At 45.9% G+C, this 24,608-nt stretch carries 16 protein-coding genes; 11 read left to right on the forward strand and 5 right to left on the reverse strand.

The genetic code is table 11. The annotated features are described in order from the left end of the window. Positions 1-22 precede the first annotated feature (22 nt). Complete coding sequence (locus JT717_RS25095; protein WP_205513842.1) at positions 23-646, reverse strand: GyrI-like domain-containing protein; 624 nt, start codon at positions 644-646, stop codon at positions 23-25. A gap of 218 nt (positions 647-864) precedes the next feature. Between JT717_RS25095 and JT717_RS25100 the strand changes: the two genes are divergently transcribed. From JT717_RS25100 to JT717_RS25140, 9 genes are all read left to right on the forward strand, one after another. Beyond that, complete coding sequence (locus tag JT717_RS25100) at positions 865-1,467, forward strand: RNA polymerase sigma-70 factor (RefSeq protein ID WP_205513844.1); 603 nt, start codon at positions 865-867, stop codon at positions 1,465-1,467. A 95-nt stretch (positions 1,468-1,562) separates the two neighbouring features. Beyond that, a complete protein-coding gene (locus JT717_RS25105; protein ID WP_205513847.1) occupies positions 1,563-2,768 on the forward strand; it encodes a FecR family protein in 1,206 nt (401 codons plus the stop codon). Positions 2,769-3,035: 267 nt separating this feature from the next. Then, positions 3,036-6,380, forward strand: coding sequence for a SusC/RagA family TonB-linked outer membrane protein (locus tag JT717_RS25110; protein ID WP_240348413.1), 3,345 nt, complete (start codon positions 3,036-3,038; stop codon positions 6,378-6,380). A 9-nt stretch (positions 6,381-6,389) separates the two neighbouring features. After that, entirely contained in the window at positions 6,390-7,859 is a 1,470-nt protein-coding gene (locus tag JT717_RS25115) for a RagB/SusD family nutrient uptake outer membrane protein (RefSeq protein WP_205513849.1), read from the forward strand. Between the two features lie 15 nt (positions 7,860-7,874). Beyond that, positions 7,875-8,687, forward strand: coding sequence for a DUF4843 domain-containing protein (locus JT717_RS25120; RefSeq protein ID WP_205513851.1), 813 nt, complete (start codon positions 7,875-7,877; stop codon positions 8,685-8,687). A gap of 22 nt (positions 8,688-8,709) precedes the next feature. Next, on the forward strand, positions 8,710-10,131 hold the full coding sequence (locus JT717_RS25125; protein WP_205513853.1) for a PKD-like family lipoprotein: 1,422 nt from the start codon (positions 8,710-8,712) through the stop codon (positions 10,129-10,131). A 28-nt stretch (positions 10,132-10,159) separates the two neighbouring features. Further along, the gene (locus JT717_RS25130) at positions 10,160-11,263 is read left to right on the forward strand and encodes a TlpA disulfide reductase family protein (RefSeq protein WP_205513855.1); all 1,104 of its coding nucleotides are present in this window, start codon (positions 10,160-10,162) and stop codon (positions 11,261-11,263) included. A 571-nt stretch (positions 11,264-11,834) separates the two neighbouring features. Further along, on the forward strand, positions 11,835-12,389 hold the full coding sequence (locus JT717_RS25135; protein ID WP_205513857.1) for a hypothetical protein: 555 nt from the start codon (positions 11,835-11,837) through the stop codon (positions 12,387-12,389). A gap of 216 nt (positions 12,390-12,605) precedes the next feature. After that, the gene (locus tag JT717_RS25140) at positions 12,606-13,172 is read left to right on the forward strand and encodes a sugar O-acetyltransferase (protein ID WP_205513859.1); all 567 of its coding nucleotides are present in this window, start codon (positions 12,606-12,608) and stop codon (positions 13,170-13,172) included. A gap of 12 nt (positions 13,173-13,184) precedes the next feature. Here JT717_RS25140 and JT717_RS25145 read toward each other — a convergent pair whose 3' ends face one another. Further along, entirely contained in the window at positions 13,185-14,177 is a 993-nt protein-coding gene (locus JT717_RS25145; protein WP_205513860.1) for a bile acid:sodium symporter family protein, read from the reverse strand. A 186-nt stretch (positions 14,178-14,363) separates the two neighbouring features. Here JT717_RS25145 and JT717_RS25150 point away from each other — a divergent pair, with 186 nt between their 5' ends. Further along, positions 14,364-16,760, forward strand: coding sequence for an ABC transporter permease (locus JT717_RS25150; protein ID WP_205513862.1), 2,397 nt, complete (start codon positions 14,364-14,366; stop codon positions 16,758-16,760). Positions 16,761-16,905: 145 nt separating this feature from the next. Here the strand turns inward: JT717_RS25150 and JT717_RS25155 are convergent, their stop codons facing one another. From JT717_RS25155 to JT717_RS25165, 3 genes are all read right to left on the reverse strand, one after another. Continuing rightward, complete coding sequence (locus JT717_RS25155; RefSeq protein ID WP_205513864.1) at positions 16,906-18,162, reverse strand: PepSY-associated TM helix domain-containing protein; 1,257 nt, start codon at positions 18,160-18,162, stop codon at positions 16,906-16,908. Positions 18,163-18,174: 12 nt separating this feature from the next. Continuing rightward, entirely contained in the window at positions 18,175-20,649 is a 2,475-nt protein-coding gene (locus JT717_RS25160; protein ID WP_205513866.1) for a TonB-dependent receptor, read from the reverse strand. A 259-nt stretch (positions 20,650-20,908) separates the two neighbouring features. Continuing rightward, complete coding sequence (locus JT717_RS25165) at positions 20,909-23,320, reverse strand: prolyl oligopeptidase family serine peptidase (protein ID WP_205513868.1); 2,412 nt, start codon at positions 23,318-23,320, stop codon at positions 20,909-20,911. A gap of 389 nt (positions 23,321-23,709) precedes the next feature. Here JT717_RS25165 and JT717_RS25170 point away from each other — a divergent pair, with 389 nt between their 5' ends. Continuing rightward, on the forward strand, positions 23,710-24,555 hold the full coding sequence (locus JT717_RS25170; protein WP_205513869.1) for a CvfB family protein: 846 nt from the start codon (positions 23,710-23,712) through the stop codon (positions 24,553-24,555). The last annotated feature ends 53 nt before the right edge of the window (positions 24,556-24,608 follow it).

The following is a 24,608-nucleotide window of genomic DNA, read 5'->3' on the forward strand; positions in this document are numbered from 1 at the left end:
ATCACCCGATCGGAACGCTTTTTTATTTTACCGGCTCCCTTAGAATTGTTCTTAATTTCTCAGGTGGTGTTTTTCTAAAATCCGACAGGTATATTTCATGGTGCAAGCCGTTTTGGGCCAGCTTGTGTAGTTCCGAGAATGCGGCGATCTTTTTCAGTGTCTCGGGCTCTGTTGAAAATGGACCAATATGCAATACCTGGATCGATTTGCCCTCCGTCATCCTGAAATAACTTACCTGTTCGGCCAGTGGACGGTTTTTCTTTGTCCTTACTATTTCTCTTGCTGTATCAATATCATTTACCGTTACAAATTCAGGCATCCTGATCAGTAACCGGTATTCCCATTCGCTTCTGGGTATTTCAGTAGGGGCGGTTTCGATAGACGTGCTTTTATATTTATTGTCATCGAACCACCACAGTGCTTCCAGTTTTGAAACAACAAAGTCATTGTTCTGCGCTTTATACATGAATTTGATGGTATAAGCCATTGCATATAACGCTGCAATATTGTCGGCAAAGGCAGGGCCCGATGGATCACCTTTTCCCTGGATGGAAATAAAACGAGCGCTTTCAATATTTACCAGTTCGGGTTGCACCTTTGCAGTGAAGTAGGCTTTGTATGTTTTGGTAAGATCAAGTTTATGCATGTTACCTGTTTTTTGTAGTGCAAAGAAGCAGGTGCTTACTGTCAACCCTATGTCAGGATGGTGGCAAAAAATGAGCGCTACCTGATGGAGAACGCTTATTATAGTTTAATTACTAAGTGTTTTCCCTGTTTTAGCATTGTTTAGCAAGGATGTGTATAAGCGATAATAATTATTATATCATTTTTATTGTAATTTCAACGTTTCTCATGAAAGGGTGAATGCAGGCTACTGATTACGTTCAACATACAGACCAGTTCTTACTGCAACAGCTTACGCACGACGACCAGAAGGCATTTACTGCCATCTACCAACGTTACTGGAAATCGTTGTTCCGTGAGGCTATGAATGTGCTGCGCTCGCAGGGGGAAGCAGAAGATTGTGTACAGGAATTGTTTATTTCTCTCTGGAAACGAAGACAAGTCCTGTCGGTAACTTCTTCTCTCAAAGCTTATCTACAAACTGCCGTTCGTTATCAATGTATAGATCGCATTGAAAAGGAGATGATCCAGGGGGGATACCTCGAAGATTTCACCAGCTATCTGGCGGAGCATCATGCCATACCTACGATAGAAGAAGAGCTGTATGCCCGCGACCTCGCAGCGAATATTGATCAGCTTATGGAGAAAATGCCGGGTAAAATGCGTGAAGTATTCCGCCTGAGCCGCCAGGAACATCTAACGCACCGGGAAATTGCCGACCGGTTGCAGATCTCTGAAGAAACTGTAAAGAAACAGATCTATCTCGCCTTAAAGATCCTCAAATCGCACCTGGGCGATGCCTCTCTGGCAATGCTGATTGCCGCAACTTTTATCTGCAAATAAGTTTTTTTAAAAAAAACCTGTTTTTTTCTACCACCTCCCTTCTTTTTTTCCGACATATATAAGGACCTGCCTAATCAAATATTGCCTTAACCTGAATGAATGACTTGACAATGGATGCAAATCAGTTTAGCGACCTGTTACAACGTTACCGCCTCGGCACCTGTACAGAAGAAGAAAAAAAATGGGTGGAAGGCTGGTACAATGAACGGCGCAACAAAATATACAATCCTTTAACGGAGGATGCCGAAATGCTTGCGGGCGAAAGAATATACCGCAACATAAACGATATGCTTACTGCTGAAACCATAAAAAAGCCAATACCGGTCTGGCGCAGAACAAGAGTGTGGTGGGCAGCTGCAGGAACTATGTTCCTGATGGCAACTGGTGGCTATTTCATGTTTAGCAATAAAAGATCCGTACCCCAAATAGTTGAAACCCCTAAACCCGGAACAAAACCTGTGACGCCAGGTGGGAATAAAGCGTTGCTTACGCTGGCCGATGGTTCGGTGATCGTACTCGACAGTGCTGCCAATGGAGCCCTTTCGCAGCAGGGGAAAACCATCGTGTTGAAGAAGCAGGATGGCGAGCTGGTGTATACATCCGGTAACAACGGTAATCAGGATGCCGTTGCCTGGAATACCATCAGCACCCCGCGCGGCGGTCAATATCAGGTGAACTTACCAGATGGAACAAAAGTATGGTTGAATGCGGTCTCCTCATTGCGCTTTCCCGCCGGCTTCACAGGTAACGAACGGGTAGTAGAATTAACAGGCGAGGCCTACTTCGAGGTAGCCTCCGTTCCAATGGCAGGTGGTGGAAAGAAAATGCCTTTTAAGGTATTGATCAATCCATCAGCGGCTGCCGGCGAAAGAACCCAGGTTGAAGTGTTTGGAACACAATTCAATATCAAGGCGTATACCGATGAAGCTTCCATCAATACAACGCTGGTGGAAGGGGCTGTAACGATGGTGAGTTCCAAACTCCGCGCCTTTATGAAACCGGGTCAGCAGGCACGGGTGGCTAAGGATGGACAAATGATCGTTGATGAACACGCCGATGTGGAAGAAGCAGTGGCCTGGAAGAACGGCCGCTTTCAATTTGCAAATGCCGATGTGGAAACCGTCATGCGCGAAATAGCGAGGTGGTATGATGTGACCATCGCATATGCCGGAAAAGTACCGGCAGAAAAGTTTGAAGGGGAAATACCCCGTAACAGCAATATTGATGAAGTAATTAAGATCTTAGAACTCAGCAATGTGCATTGCAAAATAGAAGGAAGGAAAATAACTGTATTACCATAAAAGGTACTGACTTATGAGAAACTGCTAAACCAGATTGTTCACAAAACCAAAACGCACACTAACATGGGAAAGACCTGAACTATCGTCCACTGACTGCCATAAAGAATGAAGCCGGAAGCGTTGGCGCGCAACCGGCTGATTTTGGGCAAACTCTGTAAAAGCGTCGAAACTGTTATTTGTTTACCCAACTTTAAAAGTATGATTTTTACCATTCTTTGCCAAGCTGTGCGTATACCACAGCGGGCAAGGTCCAAAACTATTCTGGTTATGAAGTTAACCGCTGTTTTCATATTGGCGGGCTTCTTACAGGTTGCTGCAGCGGGCTTTTCGCAAACCGTTACCATTTCAAGGGAAAACGCGTCCTTGCAGAAACTTTTCAGGGACATAAAAAAGCAAACGGGCTTTGTATTTTTTTACAACACACGCCTGTTGCAGAAAACACATCCCGTAAGCCTTGATGTTAAGAACAGGAGTCTGAAAGAAGTGCTTGATCAGGTATTTGCAGCCCAGCCGGTTACATACAGTATCGTGAACAAGACTGTTGTGGTAAATGAAAGAAAGGAAGTACCTGCGCCCATAACTGTGTTAAGGGATACCATTCCATTAATTGAGGTGCGCGGGAAAGTAATTAATGAAGCCTCCGGCACGCCGGTAGTGGGCGCCAATATATTGATCAAGGGAAGCCAGACAGGGACCAGCACCGATGCCAATGGTGATTTCTCTATCCGCTCAAAAGCAGGCGCTGTGTTGTTGATCAGTTATGTGGGATTCGAAAACCAGCAGCTAACTGCGAAAGCAGGCCTTCCTGTTTCGGTGAGGTTGAAAGCAAATAAGGATCCCATGGCCGATGTGGTGATCACCGGATACCAGCAGATCAAAAAAGAAAGTTTTACCGGTAATGCGGTTACCGTAACGGGAGATGAGTTGAGGCGCATCAATCCTACCAATATGCTGCAAAGCATCCAGGCCTATGACCCCTCGTTCCAGGTAGCACAAAGTAATATACTCGGTTCTAATCCCAATGCCCTTCCAAAGATCAATGTGCGGGGTTCTGCTTCCCTGCCTACAGGAAGCGGCGAAGTGCTGACCCGTAACAATCTTTCGGGCAATATTAACCTGCCCACCTTTATACTCGATGGTTTTGAAGTAAGTGTTGAAAAAGTGTTTGACCTGGATGTGACCCGCGTGCAAACGATCACCCTGTTGAAAGACGCTGCAGCTACTGCTGTATATGGTTCGCGGGCTGCCAACGGCGTATTGGTGATCACGACAAAAGCGCCGCAGGAAGGCAGGTTGCAGGTGAACTACAGTTATGACGCTACCGTTTCTGCGCCCGATCTAACGGAATATCGCTTATTGAATGCCGCTGAAAAACTGGAATACGAAAGACTGGCCGGTTTGTATGAGGCGGTTAGCGACCGCAGCCTCGATGAACAGGAAGAATTGTTCTATCAGAAAAAGGCCAACGTGTTAGCGGGTGTGAACACCTATTGGTTATCGCAACCCGTAAGAACAGCGGTTGGTCATAAGAATTCATTGTACCTGGAAGGCGGTAATGCAACTGTCCGGTATGGCATCGATCTGCGGTACCAAACCCAGCCCGGCGTAATGAAAGGATCGGGCCGCGACCGCTATGGCCTGGGATCGGTGATCTCCTATGCGCCCAATAAAAAATTCATCTTCAGAAATACCCTTACTGTTACGCAGGTCACAGGCAATGAGTCGCCTTATGGCAGCTTCGCGAGCTTTGTGGCCATGAATCCATACTACCCGAAAACCGATTCAAACGGACATATACTGCAGGCAGTTGACAGTTGGGTAATAGATACCAAATTATCCGACAGCAGCCAGTACAGAACGCAGAACGTGCTGAACCCCATGTATAATGGCACCCTCAGCAGTTTCGACAAAACACGATACATCGAGATCATCGATGCGTTTACGGCCGACTGGAATATCACCAGTGCCTTGCGGTTACGCGGTCTGGCCAGTATTACAAAACGGAAATACACTACCGATCGTTTTAAATCGCCGCTAAGCAATGAGTTCTTCAACTATCCGACCAACAGGTTGCGCGAGCGCGGCAGTTACTTTTACAGTACGAACGACGAAAATGCCTTTGACGGTAATTTAACGCTTAATTACAATAAGCAACTGGGCGATCATTTCATTAACCTGGCCGCCGGGGTAAATATGCGCACCTACAGCACCGATGTAAAATCGATCACGGCCATTGGTTTTTCTAACGACCGCTTCAGTAATATCGAGTTTGCCAACAGTTATGCACAAAACAGTTCACCTGTTGGAGCTTATGCACTGGAAAGACTGTTCGGTTCTTTCCTGTCGGTGAACTATAGTTACCGCAACAAATATATGGCCGATCTCTCGGCCCGTTTAGATGGTTCTTCCAAATTCGGCAATGACAATAAAACAGCGCCTTTCTGGTCATTGGGGCTTGGATGGAATGTGCATAAGGAAGACTTTATGCTGAACAGCGCATTCAGTACACTGCGCCTCCGTGCCAGCACAGGATTAACCGGTGAGGTGAAATTTGAGCCCTACCAATCAAAAACCACCTATGATTACTATACCAGCAACTGGTATTCTACCGGGATAGGGGCCGTAGTGACCACTTATGGCAATGAAGGGCTGAAGTGGCAAAAGACGGATAACTATGATGTGGGCATAGACCTTGGCCTTTTCCGCGACAAACTCTTCGTAAGCGCCAGGTATTATCAGAAGCTCACGCATGGATTGCTGGCCGATATCATACTGCCCCCTTCCACCGGTTTCAGCTCGTACAAGGAAAACCTGGGCGATATGAAAAATACCGGGGTTGAATTGAACCTGAAAGTTACGGCTTACAAAAACCGCGACCTCACGGTGAACATCATAGCCAATATGGCGCGCAACGATAACAAGATCGTGAAGATCTCCAATGCGCTCAAAGCCTACAATGATAAAATAGACAACGAACAAACAAAGAATTACCAGTCAACCCCTTTACTGCGTTACCGCGAAGGAGAGTCATTGAATACGATCTACGCCGTTCCTTCATATGGTATCGATCCTGAGAATGGAAAAGAGCTGTATATAAAAAGAGACGGCACATTGACCTATACCTGGGATGTAAAGGATGTGGTGCCGGTTGCCGACAATACGCCATTTGCCTATGGATATTTTGGACCGAACATTTCTTACAAGCGCTTTTTGCTGAACGTGATGTTCTATACCAAATTCGGAGGCAAAGAATATAACCAAACCCTGGTCGACAGGATTGAAAATGCCGATCCCCGCAATAATGTCGACAGCAGGGTGTTGGCCGACCGATGGAAAAAACCGGGCGATAAAGCCCTGTACAAAGACATTCGTTCTACCGATAAGACCTTTGTATCGGATCGTTTTATTCAAAAAGACAATGCCCTGGAACTGCAATCGGTGTACCTGTCATACGATTTTGACAAACGGATCTACAGCAAACTGGCCATGCGTAATCTGCGGGCTGCCTTTACCATGAATGATATCTGGCGCTGGGGATCCATGAAAGCGGAGCGCGGGATCGATTATCCCTTTGCCAGAAGTTTTACATTTTCAATTCAAACAAGCCTTTAAATCTGGGATATGAAAAATATTATTTGGTTCGCGATTGTCGCACTGACATTATCGTCGTGTAAAAAATGGCTGGATGTAAGTCCCGTATCACAGGTATCGGAAGAGGAACTTTTTAAATCGCCGGAAGGGTTTGAAGAAGCCCTGACAGGCATTTATTCAAGGTGCTCGAATATGAACCTGTATGGATTTGAGCTTACCGGCGGTTTGCCCGATGTGCTGGCGCAGAATTATTCAATACCGGGGGATGACTGGTTGCATTACAGGCAAACCGTCAATTATAATTACAATGACCGTTTCTTTATAGCGAAAAAAGATACCATCTGGGGAGGTTTATACAATGCCATTGCCAATTGTAATCTGTTACTGAAAAACCTGGAATCGCAGGGAGGTATTTTAACGCCAGACCGTCGTCAGCTGATCAGGGGAGAAGCGCTGGCCCTGCGCGCTTTCCTGCATTTTGATCTGCTGCGGTTGTTTGCTCCTTCTTTCAGCAGTAATCCATCAGCGAAGGCCATTCCTTACGTTACTGAGTTTTCAAACAGTGTTACCGGGTTGTCGGCCGTATCAGAGGTATTGACAAAGATCGCCACCGACCTGGAACAGGCAAAGGAACTCACCAGGCCCGTGGATCCTATTGTTACGGCTGGTTATAAAGTAGGGTATAATACCGACGTGCCCTCTACCGAAGAATCATCTGCCAGCATGTTCCTGCAGAACAGGCGGCACCGCATGAACTATTATGCTATTTGCGGTGAGCTGGCGAGGGTTAACCTGTATATGGATAAAAAGAGTGAGGCATTGCGCAACGCTCTTGAAGTGATCAATTCAAACAAGTTCCCCTGGACAACCACCAATGATTTCATCAATGCTGATCCACAGAAAAAAGACCGGATATTATATAAGGAGCTGGTCTTTGCCTGGTATGCGCCGCATTTGGAAGATACGCTGAGCGCTCGTTTCAATACGGGCGTGAAAGGACTGATCGTAGAAAAGAATACCTGCGAAGGCATGTACCAGATCTCAGGCGGAGGTGGCGACGACCTGCGTTACAAACATTGGTTCAATGCTGTGTTAGGCGGTTCTTCCATCGATTTTTATGAATTGCAAAAGTATAAACGCGATAACGACCAGAACCGGCATTACTTCGTATTGCCCGCCCTTCGGCTTAGTGAAATTTATTATATCGCTTCCGAAAGCGCATACGATACAGACCCGGTGAATGCTTTGTTATACCTGAATACCGTAAGGAAGAACCGGGGTATACAAACGGATGTGAAGCCAGCCAATAAGGAAGAGTTAATGAACGAACTGGTAATGGAAGCTAGGAAGGAAATGTACGGCGAAGGCCAGCTGTTCTATATGTACAAAAGACTGAACAGGTTTATTACCGGCCCTGTGGGTGGCAGTAATATACCACCTTCTGACAAGGTTTTTGTAATGCCGCTGCCGGATAATGAAATTGAATTTGGTCAACGTTAAACAACCGCAGGTTTTATGAACAGAATTATGATCATTGCAATGGCGGCTGTTCTGCTGATGACAGCCTGCCGGAAAGAAGAATTATCCACTTTTAATAACCCCGGGAATAATATTTATTTTAACCTGGAGCCTTATGGCTATAAGGACAGCCTCTTATACTCTTTTGCCTATCATCCTGAAAAAGCAAAGGATACCATCTGGGTGCCGCTTCGGATTTCAGGCAACCGGGTCAACAGGGCCATGGCTTATGCAGTAAAAGTGATCGACTCCAGTACGAGTGCTGAGGTGAATAAACATTATGAACCTTTAAAAGACCAGTATTTGTTTCCGGCCGATTCTGGTAGCGCATTTATGCCAGTGATCCTGTATAGTGCCGACACCATGCTCCTGGATCGCAGTTATTCCCTTACCATTCAACTGGTGCCTACCGGGGATCTCAATACCGGTTTAACACAGCTGCTCACAGCGCGCATCGTGTTTTCGAACAGGCTTGAAAAACCGAAATGGTGGGATCAATGCCCCGGCGGAAATTATTCAATAGTGAAGCATCAGTTGTTCAGGCTGGCCGCCACTACCGAGGATGTTACCACAGATCCATTGGCAACACCCATTCGAATATACTATAATGACAGGTTCAAAGCCCTGCTCGCCAATCCCAAAACATGGATCGCCAACAATCCCGATAAAGGTTATGAGATCCAGGAAAGACCGGATGGCAACTATAATTTTTATTATTCAGGAACACCCGACAAAAAGATGCTGTACCGGAAAAATCCAAACAGCGGCACTTTTTATTTTGTAGATGAGAATGGAAAAGATGTGATTTAAGTAACTGCTTAAAAAAAATTCAATGAAGCGATCAATCCTGGCTATGCTCACTGCCTTTGCGCTGCTGCAGCTGGCCTGTTATAAAGATAAAGGCAATTATGATTATCACCCGCTTGCAAAACCGGAGATAAGCAACCTCGATACCTTTTATAATGTATTTCTGGGCGATACCCTCGTTATTCAACCCACTATTAAGAGCACGGATCCCAGTGCGAAGTTTGGATACCACTGGCGGATCGATATTCCTGCAGAGGCCCGTTCCATTGACCTCACCGGCAGCCCCCTGAATTTTATTTTTTCGCTGCAGCCCGGTGTATATGGGGTGCGGCTGACAGTAACTGATAGTTCGAACGGAATGAAATATTTCCAGCAGTTCAAGATTGCCGGCCGTACCCAGTTCTCTGTGGGCACCCTGGTGCTAAGCCAGGAAGGCAATACTTCGCAGTTGAGTTTTGTGAAACCCGACAGTACCGTATTGTCTCGGATTTATCAGGCCCTGCATGGCAGCGATCTGCCTGGCGAACCGTTACAGGTCATAGATCTCATAAAGCAATTTATTTCACCGGTTCCTCAATTAGGTTACTGGGTAACGTTCAATGGCTCCAATGACGGTGGTGTGCACCTGAATACGAGCACATTGTTGGAGATGAAAACCCTGCGTAAGAACTTTTTTGATGTGCCTGCTATTGCGAAACCCGGTTACCTGGAGACTTCGCAGGATGGTGTTCTGCGCGGCGTGATTAATGGCAAATTATACATTGGTTCCTGGCAAACCTATTATGGCAGTGATATCTATGGCTATTTTGGCGTGCCTGCCGCTGGTGATTACGAGCTGTATAAACGGATGGCATTTAACGGCGTAATGCCTTACTTCCTGGGATATGATAAAAACCGGAAACAATTTGTGGCGTTTACCAATTTCGGTTCGCCTGCTTATATAGGAACCGGTTACCAGGTAACAAATGTGACTGCTTTCGACCCCAGGAACGTTCAGCTGGATCTGCTGCATTTTCAACAGCTGAATGACAATAACTGTTTTGCCTTTGGCAGGTCAGGCGATGGCGCCCTGTATGAAATACAGTTTAGCGCTGCTTTTAAAGGATTCATAGAACTGTCGCCAGGGTATAAACGCGCATTTGCGCAGCCTGCACTGATCACTCCGAACACGAAATGGACAGGTACCAAAAAGGAGATATTTTATTTTACTTCCGGAGATAAGATCTACCGGTACAATCCGCTTAACCAGGAGTTCAGACCACTCACGACCGATTTTGGCGGCAAAGAAGTCTCCATGATCAAGCTGGCTGATGATGAAAATACTTTGATCGCAGGCGTTGAGGGAACCATATACTTCCTGGATATCAGTACCGGCAAAACAGGTGAGATCCTTAAGAGATATACTGGCATACCGGGTACACCGGTTGATGTAACAGTCAAGAAATAATTTATTTAAAGAATATTAAACACAAATCATGAGACGAGCCTTGTTAAAAGCTGCCTTATTCCTGTTGATAACGAACAGTGCCCTGGCGCAAAAGAAAGCCCCGCAATTCATTATAAATGCAAAAGTGGCCCATTTTACCGATAGTGTGGTATACCTGAATTACGGCACACTCGGTTCTTCCAAAACCGATACGGCAAAAGTTAAAAATGGTGCATTTACTTTTAAAGGGCATGTGAACGAGCCCGTGCCCGGCTTTATATTTTCCAAAACGTTCAGGGTAAAGGTTGACCTGTATATTGAGAATACGCCCATTATGGTAACCGGCGACGCTGATTCCATGTACAATACGAAAGTGACCGGTAAAGGTGTTGTACAGGAATTTGAAGCCTTCAATCAACAGTTAATGGATAACCGTAAAAGGACCATCGCGCTTTTTCAAAAAGCCTATGAGCTGAAGCAGGCTGGCGACACGGTTGCCGCGAAGGAACTTCAGGCCAAAGCCGATAGCCAGTACAACTGGGAATTCAAAGCAAGGCACCAATATATTGCCGACCACCCGAAGAGTTATATAGCTGCGAAGGAATTGCTGGCCTATACCAGCACCAATACGCTGGCCAATAGCATTAAACTGTTCAACGGGCTCGATGCGTCTATTAAAGCAACCAATGTTGGAAAAGAAATTGCCGCCCGCATTGACCTGTTGAGTAAAGTAGAAGAAGGAAAACCTGCGCAAAACTTTACGCAAAGTACACCGGATGGTAAACCAGTGCAGCTTACCGATTATAAAGGCCGCTATGTACTGGTAGAGTTCTGGGCCAGCTGGTGCGGTCCCTGCCGTGCCGAAAACCCCAATCTGCTGAAACAATATCAACTGTACAAGGCCAAAGGATTCGATATTCTTAGTGTATCATTGGATAATAATAAAGACTATTGGCTGAAAGCTGTCGAGAAAGACGCCCTGCCCTGGACACAGGTGTCTGATCTGAAAGGTTGGAACAATGAGGTGGCCGTATTATATGGCATCCGTGCCGTGCCAGCCAGTTTCCTGATCGATCCCGCCGGAAAGATCATTGCAACCGGGTTACGGGGTGAAACGCTGAATAAAAAACTTGAGTCGCTTTTTGCTAATTAAGCCTTCCTGCAGAACAAGCAATACATGAAAAACCGGCATATGGTGAGTGGTGAATACTGGCCGCAGAAATTGATGACCTGGAATTTCCGGTACCCTATTCATAACTAGCATACTTATTTCACAAGAGAACCTGAGAATTGTAAATCTGCTCACCCCGCGGTACATGCCGGCGAAAGCCAGGTGTGTACCGCTTTTTTTTGCGCAGAAGGCATTTGAGAAACGCGACATCTGCCCAGGGCGGGAAAGGCGCCAGAATGCAAAATCCGCCAAGGGCGGAGCAGGCGCTGAACGAGAAATTTGCCAAAGGCAAGACAGGCGCGAACCGCATTAGGCAAGATCCGCAGGGAGGTGGAAGCTGAGCCAGGCCTTCGGTCTTTTCCGGTTTGCTGACTCGGAATTCTTTCATACATGTTTAGTATATTTTCGATGTCCGCATCAGGCAAACAAGATAGACGCTATCTCAGCGCCGCTGACAGTAGGGTAACGTCTGCCTATGCTCGCAAATCTTCCTTTTTTTTAAAATAATGCAATACCAACTTCGTTTAAGGATGCATATTTTAAATCTGATTCTATGGCAACTTTACAGGAATTTTCGAAAAATTTCGATGGGAAAGCGGTCCCGGAAGCATTGAGCCAGTTATTGGAATTTCAGGACGAAGCGGGATTTGAGAGTTATGCACAGGGCTTCGGTCTGCAATATGACGACAAAAGCGGATTGAAGAACGGATGGTCAAATGAGCCTGCCTTTCTTGGCAGGTTGATGCCTTTCGCCCAGGCAAATGGCAGCGGTTCATTTTATGCTTTATGGCAATATGAAAATACCGTTGGTTTGCACAGGTTACCCGTTGTTCTTTTTGGAGATGAAGGCGGGGAATTCATAGTTGCCGAGAATATAAAAGGTTTATTGCAATTGCTTACCCTCGATGTAGAGCCGATAGTATACAGGAATGTCAGTTTTTATAAAGATGCAGATCATACACCCAGTGATTATGCGAAAAACTTTAAGAAGTGGCTGAAGACCCGGTTTAACCTGGATGCGATAGAAAAGGCAGAGCAGATCATTGCACCTGCCCAAGAAAAATACCAGGCTGCATTCGATGCCTGGAAAAAGCAGTATTTCGGCTAAAAGCTGGTTTTTAAAATAATGGAAAAGGTATGTTATCCACGGTAACATACCTTTTTTATGTGTAGCCTGCAATCAAGCATAAACAGTTGAATTTATTTCGTTCAACGATGAAATAACAGCATGGAACGATATGGTCGTTTAGCATACCGATTTTGATGAATATTCTATCATCTGATGCTCATTTCACAGGCACAATTTTTACAGTAAATTTCCATCATGAAAACCGAAAAAGAAAAAATGCTGGCCGGTGAGCTCTATAATGCGCTCGATCCCCAGCTTTCCGCAGAAAGACTGCAGGCCCGGCTGCTCATCAAAGCACTAAATGATACCCGGGAAGATGAGCCGGAAGAACGCAGCCGGATCTTAAAAGAGCTTCTACCCAACGCCGCCGATGGGCTTTGGCTGCAACCGCCCTTTTACTGCGACTATGGCTATAATATCAAGCTGGGCCGCAATGTATTCTTCAATTTCAACTGTGTGATCCTGGATGTAATGCAGGTGACCATTGGCAGCAGAACCCTGTTTGGCCCTAACGTACAAATTTATACGGCGACTCATCCTATCAATTATAAAGAACGCGCTTCCGGGCTGGAATATGCCAAACCAATAACTATCGGCGAAGATGTATGGATAGGAGGCAGTGCGGTTATTTGTCCGGGTGTGAACATCGGCGACCGGTCAGTTATCGGCGCGGGAAGCGTAGTTACCAAAGATATTCCGGCCGACGTTTTTGCCGCCGGTAATCCCTGCAAGGTGATCCGGCCTTTGGAAAAGGATCAATGAGCGCAAGACTGTTTATCTTCGCCGCGACATGCCTTGTGCTATGATACTTACTGCAATAAGTTGCAATGCATGATACAACATAATGGGCAGAAGCAGGATGCCCATGAGCGGACTGTTCATAAATATCACTTTGGCCATTACGGTGCCATGCACCAGTGATTTTTTAGAGCCGCAGAAGGTAGCGGTGATCCTGTCTTCCCGGTTGAAATGAAGTAAGCGGGTTATACTCCCGGTAATAAGATATACAAAGAAGAACAAGCCCAGTAAACAGGCGCCCAGTATAAATAACTCGCCCACACCGAGGGTGCTGAACATATGCTGACTGAACGATTCACTGAAAGCCGTATAAACAATTGCGAGTATGGTAAGCTGATCGAAATACTTTAACTGCTTATTGTATTTTCCTGCTAACTGGCCTAAACGCGTTGGGTTCAACAGCAAACCTGCCACTACCGGCAAGAGGATCTGTAACAACAATTTTATCACTACATCGCTCATGTCAATATGATGGTTATTGTCCCCAGTGGCCAGTGCCATCCAGGCTGGTGTAAGAACGATACCCAGCAAACTGGAAATGCTGGCATTGAAAATGGCGGCCGGAATATTGCCATGGGCAATCGATACCATTACTACCGATGAAGAAACTGTGGAAGGCAAAGCCGCCAGGAAAAAACTGCCCAGCCATAATACTGCCGTCTCCCCCTGGTTAAGCCAGGGCCGGAATAACAACAATACTGCCGGGAACAGGATAAACGTACATGCCTGTACTAACAGATGCAGGCGCCAGTTGCTTAACCCGGCCACCAGTTTCTGGCGGTTCAGTTTCAAACCATAAAAAAAGAAAATAAAAGAGACACCTATATTGGCCAGGGATGAAATGGAGAATGGCCCTTTCGCAATGCCAGGCCCCGGGAATTGTGAGGCTAAGATGATCATGCCAATGATCGAAAGTATGAACCAATCTAGCCCGAACCTGCCCAAAATTTGTGCAATTTTAGTCGCCATAGCCTGCAATTTAATGAGTATTGTCTGCCGAACAACATTGAAAGCGGACACCAGGTGTACGTTTTCGTACACCTTTTTTCTCTGGCAGCTGAAGGAAGGCTTACCCCACAGGGATTTTCAGTCTGGCATGCCTCTTGTCGCCTGATAAACCTGGCCCGGGGAAATAAACTTTTAATCGAATGTGACATGCTTAAAAATTACTTCGTTATTGCCTTCCGCCACTTTACCAAACACCGGTTATTTTCAGCCATCAATGTTTTATGTTTATCCATTGGCATTACTTTCTCCATGATCATTGGAGTATATGTAATGAACCAGCAAAGGGTGAACAGTGATCTCCGGAATGTAGAGCGACAGTATTATCTTAAGACCATTTGGAAAGAAAAGGATCTCGGGTCCGAGCTCACGTCCATTTCTCCCCTGGCAAAAGCTGTAAAGGAGGAATATCCCGACCTGGTTGCCAACTATTTCAGGTATAACCCCGTTACCAATGTAGTATCGGCGGGTGATAAACATTTTAAGGAAGATATCGCCATATGTGATACCACGCTAGTTGCCATGTATGGCTTTCCACTGCTGTATGGAGACAAGAACAATGCATTTCCCAACAGCAGTTCCGCGGTAATTACGGAAACGCTTGCCCGCAAATTATTCGGAACAACCGACGCTATTGGTAAAACGACCAATATTCAGACAACGGTTGCCGGCATTACCCAGGATTATATGGTAAGTGCCGTATTGAAAGATATCCCTTTCAACTCTGTAACCCATTTATTGGGTAATTCTTATAGTGTGTATGTGCCTACCACCGGCAGCCGGTATTATCAAATAGGTGATCCTTCGTTGCCCTGGGACTTTCCCAATGAGATCAGCTTTATTGAATTGAAGCCGGGGGTAAAACACAGTTCGGTAATTGACGCTTTGAACAGGCTGTTAAAAAAATATTCGTCAGATTTCATCTGGAAGAACCTTTCTTCAAACGCAGTGCCGGTGAAAGATTATTATCTTAATGATAACAATGGTGCTGTGAAGAAAATGTGTTTCGTGCTGACGCTGATCGCCGGTTTCATTTTATTAATGGTGATCATCAATTTTGTAAATATCAATATTGGCACTTCTACTTACCGGTTAAAAGAAATTGGCCTGCGCAAAACATTTGGCAGTGCGAGGAAGCAGGTGATCGGGCAGTTTCTTTTAGAGTCATTGATGCTTACAGGTATTGCCGCCGTTTTTTCTGTTTTCTGCTATCAGCTGCTGATTCCGGTTTTTTCGAAGGTGTTAAATTCAACACTGCCGTCTTTCTGGCAATTTGAAGGGGCAACCTATTTCCTCTTTGCATTGCTTGTTTTTGCTATTGGGATCCTGGCCGGTATCTATCCTGCCTTTGTGCTGAGTGCTATCAACCTGATCCATGCCGTAAAAGGCAAGCTGGATACTGCCAAAGGGAGCCTTGGCCTGAAGCGCGCCCTGGTGGTTGTCCAGTTCTCACTAGCCATGCTGGTGTTCATCTGCGCCCTGAACCTGTCGAAACAGGTCACTTACATTTTCAATAAAGATCTGGGCTATAACAAAGACCAATTGCTTGTGATAACGGCCTTCCCAAAGCAGTGGGATTCAGCAGGTGTTGCAAAAATGGAAACGGTGAAGCAGCAATTGTTACAGGTGCCGCATGTAAAAAGCGTTTCATTGGCTTTTGATCTGCCGGAAAGCACCCCCTATGGCCGCATTATCTTATATCCGCCGAAAGAATCCAGCGCGCAAAAACAGGTGAGTTTGCCCTGGTCTTCTGTGGATGAGGATTATGCAAAAACATTTGGCATACCGGTAAAAGCAGGGTCTTTTTTTGCTAATGAAAGGTCTGGTACTGTATTGAACGAAACGGCTGTAAAACAACTGGGACTTAGCACCGAAAATGCGGTTGGCCGGAAGATCGAGACGCCGGGCGGACCAACGACGATCACTGGTGTGATCGGTGATTACAATTTTTCTTCCCTGCAGGAAGCCATCGGGCCTGTGGGATTTTCATATGTCAGGAACTCGAATACATACAGGTACCTGGTAGTTAAACTGCAGGCAGGTGATCTGTCTACCACCATGGATGTTATAAGAAGCAAATGGAAGTCGATGCTGCCGAATGCACCGTTCGATTATACGTTTATGGATGATAAATTCCAGGCTATGTATAGGTCGGAGCTGCAATTAAAAACGGCGGCTGAGGTGGCTACAGCGCTTAATTTGATCATTGTGCTTTTGGGGATATTGGGTCTGGTGGCGTTTACGCTCAACAAGCGAATGAAGGAGATTGCCATTCGTAAAGTGTTGGGCGCCCGGGCCGCTAATATTATTTTACTGTTCCTGAAAGAATATGCGTTCCTCATCATTGTGGCCAATGCTATTGCCTGGCCTTTGGCTTATTTTTCCACCGAACATTTTTTACAAAATTTTGCTTATCGTATTCAACAGGATATTGTTCCCTATTTGCTGGTATTGGGCGCTGTTTCGGCCATGGCCCTGGGACTGATCAGTCTGCAATGCATTAAAACGGCTATTGCCAATCCGGTGAAGACTTTACGTACAGAGTAAAAAAAGTTATTTAGTATTAAGTTCCTGAGTTATGAGTTCCTGTGTTCATAAGTTATTCAGTTATTGAGTTCCTGAGTTCTTAAGTTCCTAAGTTATTAAGTTAAATATAGTCGCGAGGCTGAACTGAATAACTGAATAACTTATTCTAAGCCAATTCCAATTCTCTCACCACAGCTTTCTGTTTAACAGCAGGCTTTTTAGCTTTTCGTTTTTTTCCAAACCAGATAATAAAACCGGTGATGGGTAAACTGCCCGATACCAGGCTGATGAGGAAAGCGATGATCTTGCCGGTAATGCCGCCAATAGCGCCCACATGAATATCATAGTTCATTCTTATGAGCTTATCGGCTGTGCTGCCTTCCTCATACGGTTTGTTGAATATGCTTTTGCCAGGGATTTCCTTCAGCGAGTAGCGGTCGAAGTACCGCGTAAGGTTCTTGTAATAAGTGCCATCTTCGGGGTTGTGCGAAGCAGCAATAACATCACTGAATTTATGGGCGAAGGTGATCTGCAAACTGCCCTGGCCTTTATGCAGCCGGTTCATGTTATGCCACACGCTGTCTTCAGGTGAATACAGGGCCGTTTGCACCGGAACATTCGTGGTATCGGAAAATACCGTCGCTCTTCTGTCCGGCATTTTTTTGCCGCCGGAAGCAACCCAGTAAATTGATTTGGGCACCCATTTAAATCCGAAGTAAATACCAGTGATGGCAATGATCAGTGCGCCGATGAGCACATAAAAGCCCAGCACATTGTGCAGGTCGTAATTCACCCGCCTGAACGTGGCTTTCCATTTTATTTTAAAGCTCTTATTTACATTCGCTTTCCGCAGGTTCTTTGGCCACCACATGATCAATCCCGAGATAAGCAGGAAAATAAAGATCAGTGTGCTCCAACTTACAATCTGCTGACCTATTTCGCGCGGCAACCACAAGTTAAAGTGACCCATGAGTATGATGCGGAAAAAATCTTTTTCCAGCGCTTTTGCTTTCAGCACTTCACCGGAATAGGGGTTCATGTAGATCATCATGTAACCCGTTTTTTTGTCGCGGTAGGTGGCAATGGCCGCCTTGCCTTTACCAGGATACTGAACCGCATTGATAACCGAACCGGGTTTTCCTGCCTTATCGCCGAACTGGTGTTGCTCAGCGATCTTCTTTAGCACAGAAGGGCTCAGGTAAGGTTTTGGTTCTGCGGTAACAAACTGGTAGGGTTGCGTGAGGCTGCTGATCTCTTTTTGAAAGCAATAGATACAGCCGGTTATGCTAACGATGAAAACGATCGAACCGGAAATCAGGCCCAGCCACAGGTGCAACCAGTCGTTAATGGTACGGAACAGGGATTTGCCGCTTTTCCTGCGTGCAGCGGCTTTTGGTGATGTGGAAATGGGTTGGTAACGCATATGTGGTAGCACTTACAGTTTATAGGTGATCGACATTCTCAGGTTACGGCGTGGTTCCACTATATAGCTGTAAAAGGTGGTTTTTGAAGCCGGATTCGTATCCAGAGAGCCGGCCGTGAGCAGGCGTTGTGCATCGAGCAGGTTATTCACCAGCAGCGACAGCCCCATTTTGTTTTTCTGATAAGAAATACCTGCATCTGCCCGGAAATAATTTGGCATGTTGGGCGTTTGCGTAGTGCCGGTATATCGCTCTGCCAGCCATTGAATGCCGCCATTCAGGCCGATACCGTTCAGCGCTCCGCCGGTAAAGCGGTAAGATAACCAGCCATTGGTAATATGACCTACGGTATTGGGCGTTACATTCCCTACAGTCTTCGTAGTTTGATTGGGCGATTCTTTCGTTATTTTCGAGCTGGTATAAGCGTAGTTCATTACCAGGTTCAATCCTTTCGCCAATTCTCCATTTAGGTCTACTTCCACTCCCTTAGATCTCGTTTCTCCCAGCTGTACCTGGAAAGTGGTAGAGCCATTGGTGTGTGTGGGATCGGTATCCGGGGTGAGCGCATTCACGCGATCGATCTGGTATACCGTGGCGCTGCTTACCCAGCGGCCGCCGAACCATTCTTTTTTGATCCCGAACTCTAAATCGTTGCCTTTGATGGGTTTGAAGGCATTTCCGAAATAATCAGTGCCTGAAACCGGAACAAAGGACTGGTCGTACAATGCATAAACTGAAGTTTGTTTGTCGATGGAAAAGCTAAGTCCGGCGCGCGGCGAGAATACATGATCTTTCACATCAGCCGCTTTTGTTTTACCAACTGTTTCGGCATAGGTGAACCGCAAACCAAGTGACAAACGCAGTTTGTTGTTCAGGAATCCCAACTCATCCTGTACATAAGCAGAGCCGTAATTGGTAACGGTAGCATATACAGTAGCGCCTGCCCTTGTACGGAGATTCACCGAACGGTCAATTTGAGGAATGGAATCGGCTGGCAATCCATAAATGGGATTATAAATATTAAATACCCTTTCTTCGGTAGTGCCATCTGGTTTTCTTACCCGGTCGAAACGGAGATTGGGTGAGAACTGACGGAAATCGCCCCAGAATTTTTTGTTACCAAAATCAACGCCGGCAAGAATACGATGACGGATACTGCCCGTTCTTTCCTCACCGCTGAACGACATTTGCGCAAAGCGGTTCTCGCCGGCCTCATCACCGATGCTGAATGCGCGTCGCATATTACCTGCTGAGTCCAGGTAAGAAGGCCACACCGAGTTAGCGATCATACTGAAGTTGAAATAAGCCACCTGGGCATGTGCTTTCCAGTGGTCGTTGAGCTGGTGATTGAGGTATACATACACGCTGTGATCTTTGATCTTGCCGGGTGCCAGCGAAGGATCGCCATAGAAGAAATCATTCGCCACACCTTCGTCGGCCAGCTTTATTTTGGAGAAGGAATAGTTTCCGTTGCTGAGGTATTTAATGGCCTGGTAGCTGTATTCAAAGGTCACCGAGGTTTTGTCGTCGATCATGTATTTGATCACCGGGGCTACCAGTACACGGTTATTGAAATTGTATTTGGTGAAATAATCTTTTTGCTGTCCGGCGAGGTTAAGGCGGTACAGTAAACGGCCATCCTTGCTCAGTTTTCCATCCAGGTCAACGGCGGCGCGATAGGTGCTGAAGCTGCCGGCACTGAAAGTAACTGACTGATGATTCATGCCCGTAGGTTTTTTGGTCACTACATTATAAAAACCACCAGGTTCGCCGGCCGCCAGCATAAAACCGGCGGGACCTTTTACAAACTCAATATTCTCGATCATGGCTGCATCTTCGGCAGTAGGGCCCCAGCTGGCCTCGATGTTCATGCCATTGCGGAAAGCAGGGATCTTGGAACCACGCATGCGGATGTTGGCATACTGGTTGTCCCAGTGACCCATACGGGTTGCGCCACTTACGTTGCGGGTAATACCATCAACAATATCAAACACCTGTTGATCGGCCAGTGTTCGTTTACTGATCACCTGTATATTTTGGGGCGTTTCCAGGATTGGACTTTGCAAGCGGAGTGAAGATGAAACGCGATCTACCTTATATCGGCCGCCGGAGCTAACCACTACTTCGGCCAGCTGCGCATCGGACAGTTCCAGTTTAAAGGAAATATTATTTTGTTTGCCGTTCTCTGCCAGCACCACCGTGGTCTCAAGGGATTTATATCCTTTCACGGTTACGTTTACGTGGTAAGTTCCGGCGGGCAGGTTTTTAAAAATATAAAAACCTGTTTCGGAGGTAAGGGTCATTTTTTCTGTACCTGCCAGTTGTACGGCCACGCTTTCCGCAGGCTCGTTGTCGGCAGTAGTGATCTGTCCGGAAATTATTCCTTTCGGCAGATTTGTCTGGGCTAAAAGTGCCGGCGAAAGAAGAAGAGCAAGAGATCCAAAAACAGCAACCAGGAAAAGGCTGCGCAGTTTGATTAAACAGTTCATAGCAAATAATAGGGTTCTGGCGAATAATTAAATAACAGTCCAATAGTCTGACCAACCTGTGTTGTTTCAGAGCGCAAAACTATTCGTCTATTAATTGTCGTCTTTACGCTATCGGGAAATGCATTTATGGAAACGGGAAAAAAATTACGGGTTTCCAGGGGAAGGTTACTGGTTTTTGGGTATTGAACTTTCTGTGAGGAACTGTTGCATAAAAAAAGGCCGCAAAATGGCGGCCTTTTAAATACTTCTTTTTTAGGTGTTATTTGATGACCATTAACTGGCGGGTAGTATGCAGTTTAGCCAATTTTATTTGTATGAAGTAATTGCCTGTTTTAAGTCCGCTTGTATTGATCACCGTGCTCAAAAAACCTGTTTGTTTATGGGTAAAAAAGCTTCTTACCAATTTACCTTCGCTATTGATAACGGTTATTTGCATTCTTCCGGTCAGTTCATTGCTGATCTGCAATACGGCCTGTTCTTTAGCCGGATTATTCAACAACTTTACGGTATTATCCAGGATATTATTAACCGGCACTGAGAGGCGACTTGCAATAAGTGATTGCGCAGTCCTCAAGGTGCTGGCCGAATCGCGCAGGGCAATTTCTATAACAGAAATATGACCAAAACTGCTTCCTGTCTTGGTTCTGGCCTCGATAAGCTGGGTGCCATAACAACCGGTAAAGGTGGCATTATTGGTCAGTGTGTGGTTGTAGGCGCCATCATACTCTTTCCAAATGGAATCGCCTGCCTTACGTACCTGCAGGATGCGGGGCCCGGTACCTTCCCGGGTGCCCCAAAAGGTAATATCGGCTTTTTTACCGGCAGGAATACTGAAGGTGAGGGTTACTATGCCCGCGGAAGGATGGAAGTAGATATTGTCTCGCACCGCACTTGCAGGGTATTTTCCCACGCTGCTATTAATGCCATTTGAGTTTACTGATAGATCAGTGGGACTGCCATAGGTGCCGCCCGGCCGTTTATCGGCGCTTATAGACAGGTTATGTGTTACGCCGGCAGTATCCATTACCGAGCTGATCCAAACGCCCGGCGAACCACTGGTAATATTATTCCATTTTACACCTCCACTGTCAGTGGTCGTATAATTCGGGTTGCCCACGTCTATCAATATGCTTTTCGTGGTGGCAGGGGGACTTGCCGGACTAAGCGTGTATTGCAATAACCAGGCGTACAAATCCAGTGAATCGCGGAACTTTGTCCTTTTATGGTATACATTATTCCATACGGCATCATCATGACCTGCATTGGGAACGGAAGTAAGCCAGGCTTCTCCGCCATTTGCGTTAACGGAGTCAGTGATCCGGACACAATTTTGATACCTGGCATTAACTGTATCGTTTATACCTACTGTTGTCCATATTTTTTTACCTGCCCAGTTATCAGACAAATTATAGTGCGTTGAATCGGATGGCATATAATGCGTTCCAAGCGGTGCAGCCGCTCGTATGCTGTCTGAATAAGCAGGCGTTTCCAGAAAATACTTTATCAGGGAGCGGGCGCCCATACTTACGCCTGTAAGATAAACACGGTTACGGTCAACGCGGTACCTGCCTTTAAAAGAGTTGATGATCTTGTTCAGGTCATGCAGGTCCCATTGTCCAATGCGCGATTGTGGTGCAAATACCAGGAAGGGAATATCATTGCCCAAAGCAAGATATTGGGGCAGGCCTGTATTATACATGTAGTATGGTATGTCGGTACTGTCGGCCGAGCCGGATTGCTGATAGCCCTGTCCGGCGCCATGCAGGTAAATGATCAGCGGATAAGCGCTGTCTGAGCTTTGGTAATTGTTGGGAAAATAAGTCATACCCCAGTAATACCGGTTGGTGTTTTCAGGGATCCATTTTTCGATCTTTACCCTGTTTGGAGAAACAACCGGGCGTGCCCTGTGCTGCAATAACCAGCTGTAGATATCAAGTGTATCGGCCACCTTGGTTACTTTGTAATAAACAGAATCCCACACAGCGGCATAGTGCCCGCCTGGAACAGCCTTTAAAGTCGCACTACCGCCGTTGGAGTTAATAGAGTCTTTGTACCTGATACTGTTCGTGTATCTGTAATAGGGGGCGGCATTGTCGCCAGTACCCATGACGAGCATGGTCTTTTTAGGCTTCCATCTCGAGAATGTTTTCCATATGGTTGAATCGCGAACTTCATAATGCATCGATACGGGCGCCACTGCAGCAATGCTGTCAGCGGGGTTCGGTTTTTCAATCAGGTATTTCATAATTGCACGGCCGCCCATACTAATACCGGTGAAATATATGCGGTCAGGGTCCACGCGGTATTTGCCCTTAAAAGCGTTGATCATTTTAAATATGTCATCATTGTTCCATTGTCCGTTTGCCGTTTGGGGCGCAAAAACAAGAAAAGGAATATTGTTCCCGCTGTTTAGATATTTGGGAATACCTGTTCGATAGAGCCGAGCCGGCACATCTGTACTGTCGGCCGTGCCTTCGTACGATTCACCCAGCCCATGGGCAAATACAATTAGCGGAAAAGGGGCCGTGGTGTTATTATAGTCAACCGGCAGGTAGGTCATGCCCCAATAATACCGCGAGGTATTTACAGGCGTCCATTTTTCAACAATAATTTCCTGGGCACCCGACAAATAACATGCGAATACCAGAAGAAAAGTAAATACCTGTCTCATAAATGATTGTTTTTTTAAGTTATGATGAATGGCTGTTAAGATGGGTTCCTGGCAATTAGTTGGATATAAGCAGATGCCTCAATGAATATCCATAAAAAGAGAAGAGGGATGAATGAAGGCAAAAGAAGTGATCTTTGGTAATAGGAATTAAGGTTCATAGTCAATGTAATTGGCAATACATTAATAAGGTTAACACAACCCAGATCGAGGCCGCTTACCCGGGATATAACAGGGCATAACCGAAGAATACTAAGTTCGGAAAAAAAGAACTACTAATCAACTGGATGTTTCCAGAAACGTTTTCTTTTTTGGCACATTTTCCCTGGAAGAAAGCGCTGATCGAAAATTGCCGATTTTTTTCTCGTTCTTTGCAGAAAATACACAAATACATGGCAAACAGTAAGATCAGAGTGGGGGAGTATAATACCTTGCGGGTGGCCCGGACATTCGACTTCGGAATGTACCTGGGTGAAGATAAGGACGTGGTATTGTTGCCCAAACGCTTTGTGCCGCATGGAGTGAAGGTAGGAGATGTGCTGAAAGTATTTGTTTATCACGATTCGGAGGACCGGCTGATTGCCACTACCCAGCGGCCAAAAGGCATTGTTGGCGATATTGTTAAACTGCCGGTAGTATCGGTAACCAAACAGGGCGCTTTTATGGATTGGGGATTGATGAAGGACCTGTTTGTGCCGAAATCGAAGCAGCTGATGGGCATGCGGGTAGGCGGGGAATATATCGTAAAAATATACCTCGATGAAATGACCGGCCGCGTGGCTGCCTCGGAAAAGATTGAACCTTTTTTGAGCAATGAAGAATTAACGGTAAAAGAGCAGGACGCGGTTGATTTACTGGTATACCGCCGCACAGATATTGGTTACGTGGTGATCATTAACAACCGCCATACGGGTGTATTGCATTTCAATGATATTTACCAGGAAATTACCGAGGGCGACCAGCTGAAAGGGTATATCAAGAATATACGGGAAAATAATAAGATAGATGTGGGCACCGGAAAAATGGGCTATCAGCGCGTAGAAGATGAAGCGGGGAAAGTGATGCGGCTTTTACAGGAGAACAACGGCTATCTGCCTTACAATGATAAATCGAATCCTGAAGAAATTTATTCTTTCTTTGGCATGAGTAAAAAGACCTTTAAAATGACCACCGGTAATTTGTACAAGAACCGGAAGATCGTTTTTACCCAAACCGGCATTAAGCTGGCCGGGGTCTAAGTGATATAACATAAGAATAAGGCTAAAGGTGAACCTTTTCAAAAGCTTCACCT

Origin of the sequence: Longitalea arenae, from assembly GCF_016924755.1 — a bacterium.
Taxonomy (GTDB): Bacteria; Bacteroidota; Bacteroidia; order Chitinophagales; family Chitinophagaceae; genus Niastella; species Niastella arenae.